Source organism: Pseudarthrobacter sp. MDT3-1, from assembly GCF_054510755.1.
The window spans coordinates 1-6028 of record NZ_JBTNDX010000057.1 but is presented as its reverse complement, the minus strand read 5'-3'; the positions used below and the strand labels follow the sequence as shown (position 1 = coordinate 6028).

The following is a 6028-nucleotide window of genomic DNA, read 5'->3' as shown; positions in this document are numbered from 1 at the left end:
TCCTGGAACACTCAACCTGGAGACGAAAACACCAACACCGCGCACGACATAGTCATTACAAAGCCCGCGGACACACCCCATAAACGCGACTGTAGTACTAGGCCAACGAACCAACAGCGACTTGGCGGACGACGGCGGGACCTCCCGCCGTCGTCCGCTGGCGTTTAGTCGGGCTGCCCCGATTTTTTCGGCCTACCTATTGCCCCGGGACCAACGCTTCAGGCACACTGGCTACAGATCCGCAGGAACAAATGCTTCCGCCGATCCAGCCCGCCGGACAATTCGGCCGGCCACCGCCCCATCAGAGATGCCGGGCAACCCCTCTGGAACCACCGCTTTCCGCCTCCCCGGTACGCCCGGCCCCGGAAGCCTGTGCCCACCCAGAGTCCCGGGATCCCGCCGAGAAAGAGACCACCATGATCAAGCGCCACTCTGACCTCGTCCTGGCAATCACAGCCCACGATCCTGACACCGTCGAAAACGACCTCAACACCGCCGTGGAAATGGCCCGCGAACACGCCATGAGGGAAAGCCGCCACGGCATCCTGGTCACACAACACAGCTACACCAGCTACACGGTCGCCGTCAGCCGCGATGTCCCCTACGGGCAGACACACGAACGGCGCGATCTGCCCGCGTAGCAGTAACGCAAGCGGACGACGGCGGAACCTCCCGCCGTCGTCCGTTTGCGTCTGGGGCCTGCGCGAACGGTCACTTAAGCCCCCGCGCGGCGGAGTAGTTTTGTGGCATGACGGAAACCTATCGGTACGACGTGGAGGTCCTGCATCTCCTGGTCTCGCCGGCGCACGCGTACTTCGGCCGGGCCCGCGAGGGTGCCGCGGATGTCCCCACGACGGATGCCGGGCGGGTGGAGTTGGTGGCGGGCAAGGGCATCGTCGGTGATCGGTTTTTCGGCAAGGCCGCGCACATGGACGCCGCCGTGACCGTATTTGCCATCGAGTCACTCGAGGCCATCGCCGCGGAGCTGGGAACGGCACGGCTGGACCCGCTCCTGACCCGGCGCAATGTTGTGCTCCGAGGGGCCCACCTGGCTCCGCTCCTGGGGCACGACTTTGCTCTGGAATCCCAGGGAGACCTGGTGCGGCTCACGGCCGGGCGGCCCGCCCATCCCTGCGTCTGGATGGATGAGATGCTGGCCCCGGGGGCGCACAAAGCAATGCGCGGGCGGGGCGGTGTGCGGTGCCGGGTACTTTCCGACGGCGTCCTGCACCGCGGGCCGGCGGTGCTGGTCAGCCCCGTGCCGCTGGAGCCCGAACGGGCTGGCGAGGCAACGGTGTTGCGGGCGTCGCGGCTGCCCTAGTCAGACATGCTGATCCACGAGCACCGGATTGCCGTCCGGATCCACGACAATAAAGCTCCCCGGCCCGCTTATAGCTTCATCAGCCTCGGAAACGAACTCGGTGCCTGCGGCTTTGAGTTCCCGCTGGAGGTCGCGCACATCGGTGAAGGAATCCAGCGCTTCCGCGTTCTGGCTCCAGCCCGGGTTGAACGTCAGCATGTTCTTCTCAATCATCCCCTGGAAGAGGCCAATAACGGTCTCGCCGTTCTTGAGGATCAGCCAGTTCTGGGTGATATCCCCGCCGAAACTCGTGAAGCCCAGCTTCTCGTAGAACGCAGCCGACGCCGCGATGTCCTTAACGGTGAGGCTGATCGAAAAAGTGCCGAGCTGCATGCGTAACTCCACTCTCAAAGGGACGGGTGTTCCGATGATACCCACGGACGCAAGCGGACGACGGCGGGACGTCCCGCCGTCGTCCGCTCCCGGTCAGCCCCGCTCGAGTCGGGCGGCTGCGGAGCTGTAGTCCCGCTGGTGCAGCCGTTCGATGCCGTCGAGGAGGAGATCCAGGGCGAACTCGAATTCAAACTGGTCGTCGCAGCCGCCGCCGACAACCGAGCCGTCATCGTGGCTGGCAGCAGTCGCCACCTGCAGGACGTTCGGGTAGCTGGCAGACATTTCCTGGAACATGGCAGCCTGGACTTCCGGTGCCACCGGAGCGGGAGAGTCGCCATCGGAAGTGGCCGTGGAGTCGAACAGTTCCTGTGTGAAACCCCACATCCGGCTTCCGATGGCATGCATCACGTGGTGCGTGAGGTCAACGGAAAAGCCCCCGGTGAGGAACATGCCAATGAACGAGTCCATGTAGCCCAGGACGGCGGGGGTCCGGTTGGTGCGCGTTTCGAGGACGGGCCGGGCCCACTTGTGGCGCTGGAGGACGCGCCTGGCCGAGAGCACCCTCAGCCGCACGGTGCTCTTCCAGTCAACATCGGCAACGGGAGGATCAATCTCGCCGATGATCACCTCTACCATGCCGTCGAGGAGCTCGTCTTTGTTGGCCACGTGTTTGTAGAGCGCCATGGGCACCACGTCGAGTTCCTGGGCGAGCCGGCGCATGCTGAGCGGGCCGATCCCCACCTCATCAGCGAGGGAGACGGCCGCCTGCAGCACGCGATCCCGGTTCAACCGCGGCCGGCGTTCCACGGAAATCTGCTGAGCCACTGTTCCCTGCTTCCGACGGTATATACATCTTCCATTGACAAGTGTACTAAGTACACCTACAGTCATTTTCATCAGAAAGGTGTACGCCGTACACCTTGTGTAAAAGTCGGGAGTTCATCATGAATCCAACCCAGCCGGCGGCTGCCACGGCCGCTGCCGGAGCCTCGCTGTGAAGGCCGCGACGTACCGCCGCTTCGGCGGCCCGGACGTCGTCAGCGTCGAGGAGATCCCCCAGCCGCCACCGCGGCCCGGAGAAGTGCTCATCAAGGTCATGGCCAGTACTCTCAGCGCCGCCGACTACCGCGCCCGCAGCCGCAAGGTACCCGCGGGGCTGGAGGCACTCACGGCGCTGGCGCTCGGCGTCTTCCGCCCCCGGACCCGGGTCCTTGGTATGGACATTGCCGGCGTAATCGACTCCGTCGGCCAGGGCGTGACCGCGTTCCGGCCCGGCGACGAGGTTATTGCGATGCTCGGCGCCAGGTTCGGCGGGCATGCCGAGTACGTCTCGGTCCCGGCTGACGGGCCCATCGCCGCCAAACCCCGGAACATGGGCTTCGAGGAGGCCGTCACGTTGATTTTCGGCGGACTCACGGCCAAGAACTTCCTGGGCCTGGCGGCCATCAAGCCCGGAGACACTGTCCTCGTCAACGGAGCATCAGGCGCGGTGGGAACGGCGGCAATACAGCTGGCCAAACACCTGGGCGCCCATGTCACCGCCGTGTGCAGCGGAGCGAACAAGGAACTGGTCGAATCACTCGGGGCGGACAGCTTCATCGACTACACCACGGATGATTTCACCGAAGCGGACACAACGTACGACGTCGTTATGGACTGCGTCGGGAACGCTCCGTTCACCAAGGTGGAGGGGTCCATCACACCGGGAGGTGCCCTGCTCCTGGTCATCGCCGACCTCAAAGGACTTCTCGGCGCACGGGGACAGAGCCGCCGAAGCGGCAAGCTGGTCACCGCCGGCAGCCTCAAGCTCACATACACCGCCGACGACGTCGCTTTCCTTGTGGGCCTCGCGGAGGAAGGAAAGTATCAGGCAGTCATCGACCGGACCTACAACCTCGCCGACGTGGTCGAGGCCCACCGCTTCGTGGACACCGGACGCAAGCGGGGCAATGTGGTCCTGCGCGTCCACCAGCTTCAGGGACAGATGCCAAACCACTGAGGCGGCTAGACGGACGGCGCACCGTAAAGCGGACGACGGTGGGAGGTCCCGCCGTCGTCCGTCCTCAGATCATCCGCCCGCCTAGGACTTTTTTGCGGACTTTGCCGGAGCCTTGGCTTTGGTCTCTTTCGGGCTGTCTGCTTCCTTGAGCTCCACCTCGGCGGTGGCCTGGATCAAGGCGAGCAGGTCGGGATCGAGCCCAGGTGAGAACTCCTCACGGCGTTCGGGTGAGATGGTCATGGGGAAGCCTTCGGGGGCGACGTCGGTGCTGAGTTCGGTGCCGTCATTGGAGGGCGAGGCTCCACGGTAGAGCTTTCCGGCCTCGCTGAGGTTATCTGCGCTGAACGTGTACTGGATGCTCTGCAGCCCCTTGTCCAGCAGCTTCTTAACCTCGGGGAACTGCTCGGCATTGGTTTTGGGGATGGGCAGCACTTTGCCCCAGTTCACGCCCAGGCTTTCCAGCGCCTTGGCGAAGGCGTTCTCGTGGGCCTGGTCCCGGACAATGAGATACGCGATCGTGGACCGCGCCGTTTTGTTCTCCGTCATCTCGTAGATCCGGCACTTCTGCAGCCGGCCGGTGGATTCCAGCATGAGGTTGTACAGCAGGTCCAGGACCAGGTTGCCGCTGTTGTAGACGTAGGATCCGCTCCAGGGGTTGCCCGCAGCGTCTACCGGCAGGGCACCCTGGGCGCCCACCAGGTAGTGGTGGATATTGCTGGTGTCCAAAGCTATTTTCAGGGGTGTGGCACCTTTGGCACCCGGCTCATCCACGGGATCAGTCTTCTTGCCCTGGTACCGCGGAGATCCGTCCAGGAGTTGGGAGATAGTGGTGCCGATGAGCTCGACGTGGCTGATCTCCTCAGTACCGACGCCCTGGAGCAAGTCCTTATAGGGCTTGGAGGCAGGATCGCCACGGAAGTTCATGCTCTGGAACAGGTACTGCATCATGGTGCGCATCTCGCCGAACTGCCCGCCAAGGCCCTCCTGCAGCGCGTTGGCTGCAGCGGGATCAGGCTCGTCGGCGGCGATTTCGTTGATCAAAAGCTGTGTATGCAGGTACATGGGCTTCCTCACTTATTGAAATGATGACGGGCTGTTGACGCGCTCCGCGGCACCACCATAAGCGTGCTTAGGGATAATTGGCAAGCATGCTTACTATTTTGGGCATGGCTGAGGGCCAGTCAGCGGCAGCTCTGCACTGCGGCGGTCAATCGTCGTCGTGGTGGACAGCGGCAACGTCCCCGCTATCCACCGGACCCGCCTCTTCGGACTCAGGCACCGCATCGTGGTGCGGATCGTCTTTGTGGAGGGCTTCCTGGAGGTGGTGCTCTAATTTCTCCTCCGCCTCTCGGCGGCGTTGACCCACGGTCCGCATTTGCTGCGTTGTCGGAGCGGCGTGGGCGTGCTGGTGTGGGCCGTGATCCTGCGGGCCGTCAGCGATCTTCTCACTCATACTGAAATCGTCCCACCGTCCGTCAGTGTCGGGAAGGCTCCACTTCAAGTGCGAAGGACGACGCCGGGACCTCCCGCCGTCGTCCGCTTGTCTCTGGCGCGCTACGGGGTTGCCGGGCTCCAGGGTTGCGATCACCGGCGGCGAAAACCCGGAGGCAGGCTAGGGCCGGCACTGCGCAGGGTGCAGGGTGCATGCGCAGGCTGCTTTTGGGCACCGTCAGGCGGTGGAGTGGAGGAACCGTTCCACGCGGTCCTCGCCCAGGGATATCCCGGTGTGAACAAAATCCGGATCGCCGTAACCTTCACGCCGCGCTGGAAGCCGGCGCCCATTCCTGCTCGCTTCCGGTTTCGGTTCTTTTGGCCAGTGTGGTGGTTCCCAGTCCTGGTGTTCACTCTTGTAGCGCCTGCCAGTGGGCGATATCCAGCCAGGTGGTTCGTTCTTGGTGCCTGGTGTGGGCCGCCAGGCGCTGNAGGATGTGGTCCGCCTCGTTGTCCAGGGAATGGTTACTGCAGCCAGGGAAGGGGCACTTGCCGTCGCGCAGCCGGAGCCAGTTCCGCATGGCCTTGGTGAGACGGTAGTTGGCGCGGCCGATCTCCAGGGGTGCCCCGTCCCGCGGGTCAACCAGGACCCGGTAGAACGAATCGGCCCCGTTCGCCACGAGGTCCCGGGCCATCGAGGCCGGGATCGGGCCGTAGCCGTCAAGCATCGCCGGTTCCTCAGTGGCGCCGAGCAGGGAAAACACCGGGACCGTCACCATCACGAGGGCCCGGGGCGGCGGATCCTGCCCGGGATCATGTTCTGCGGGGTTCCCGCCGCCGAGGAGGGCGGCGGCGAAGATGTCGGCCCGTAGCTGTGTGAGGGTCAGGGGCTCGTCCGGGCCCTG

Annotated in this window: 7 protein-coding genes and 1 pseudogene; 3 read left to right on the top strand and 5 right to left on the bottom strand. The window is 64.3% G+C overall.

Annotated features, from left to right (window positions below; all coding sequences use genetic code 11):
• The first annotated feature begins 416 nt into the window (after positions 1 to 416).
• A complete protein-coding gene (locus tag ACX80X_RS20920; RefSeq protein WP_104063475.1) occupies positions 417 to 641 on the top strand; it encodes a hypothetical protein in 225 nt (74 codons plus the stop codon).
• A 107-nt stretch (positions 642 to 748) separates the two neighbouring features.
• Positions 749 to 1321, top strand: coding sequence for an MOSC domain-containing protein (locus ACX80X_RS20915; protein ID WP_459313278.1), 573 nt, complete (start codon positions 749 to 751; stop codon positions 1319 to 1321).
• Here the strand turns inward: ACX80X_RS20915 and ACX80X_RS20910 are convergent, their stop codons facing one another.
• Together ACX80X_RS20910 and ACX80X_RS20905 are read right to left on the bottom strand one after the other, a co-directional pair.
• The gene (locus ACX80X_RS20910) at positions 1322 to 1693 is read right to left on the bottom strand and encodes a VOC family protein (protein ID WP_459313276.1); all 372 of its coding nucleotides are present in this window, start codon (positions 1691 to 1693) and stop codon (positions 1322 to 1324) included. It lies immediately after the preceding gene.
• A gap of 93 nt (positions 1694 to 1786) precedes the next feature.
• The gene (locus tag ACX80X_RS20905) at positions 1787 to 2518 is read right to left on the bottom strand and encodes a TetR/AcrR family transcriptional regulator (protein ID WP_459313274.1); all 732 of its coding nucleotides are present in this window, start codon (positions 2516 to 2518) and stop codon (positions 1787 to 1789) included.
• Between the two features lie 169 nt (positions 2519 to 2687).
• Between ACX80X_RS20905 and ACX80X_RS20900 the strand changes: the two genes are divergently transcribed.
• A complete protein-coding gene (locus ACX80X_RS20900; protein WP_252612084.1) occupies positions 2688 to 3692 on the top strand; it encodes an NAD(P)-dependent alcohol dehydrogenase in 1005 nt (334 codons plus the stop codon).
• An 81-nt stretch (positions 3693 to 3773) separates the two neighbouring features.
• On the opposite strand, the gene ACX80X_RS20895 is transcribed toward ACX80X_RS20900, so the two are convergent.
• From ACX80X_RS20895 to ACX80X_RS20885, 3 genes and pseudogenes are all read right to left on the bottom strand, one after another.
• Positions 3774 to 4754, bottom strand: coding sequence for a manganese catalase family protein (locus tag ACX80X_RS20895; protein ID WP_252600492.1), 981 nt, complete (start codon positions 4752 to 4754; stop codon positions 3774 to 3776).
• Between the two features lie 145 nt (positions 4755 to 4899).
• Positions 4900 to 5145, bottom strand: a complete 246-nt coding sequence (locus ACX80X_RS20890) for a hypothetical protein (RefSeq protein ID WP_252600490.1) — start codon at positions 5143 to 5145, stop codon at positions 4900 to 4902.
• Between the two features lie 216 nt (positions 5146 to 5361).
• Positions 5362 to 6028 (bottom strand): annotated as a pseudogene (locus tag ACX80X_RS20885) (HNH endonuclease signature motif containing protein); the annotation flags it as partial.

Excerpts from the sequence above, each read along its gene's own strand:
- ACX80X_RS20920 (WP_104063475.1), top strand. The coding sequence starts at position 417 with ATGATCAAGCGCCACTCTGACCTCGTCCTGGCAATCACAGCCCACGAT.
- ACX80X_RS20915 (WP_459313278.1), top strand. The coding sequence starts at position 749 with ATGACGGAAACCTATCGGTACGACGTGGAGGTCCTGCATCTCCTGGTC.
- ACX80X_RS20910 (WP_459313276.1), bottom strand. The coding sequence starts at position 1,693 with ATGCAGCTCGGCACTTTTTCGATCAGCCTCACCGTTAAGGACATCGCG.
- ACX80X_RS20895 (WP_252600492.1), bottom strand. The coding sequence starts at position 4,754 with ATGTACCTGCATACACAGCTTTTGATCAACGAAATCGCCGCCGACGAG.
- ACX80X_RS20890 (WP_252600490.1), bottom strand. The coding sequence starts at position 5,145 with ATGAGTGAGAAGATCGCTGACGGCCCGCAGGATCACGGCCCACACCAG.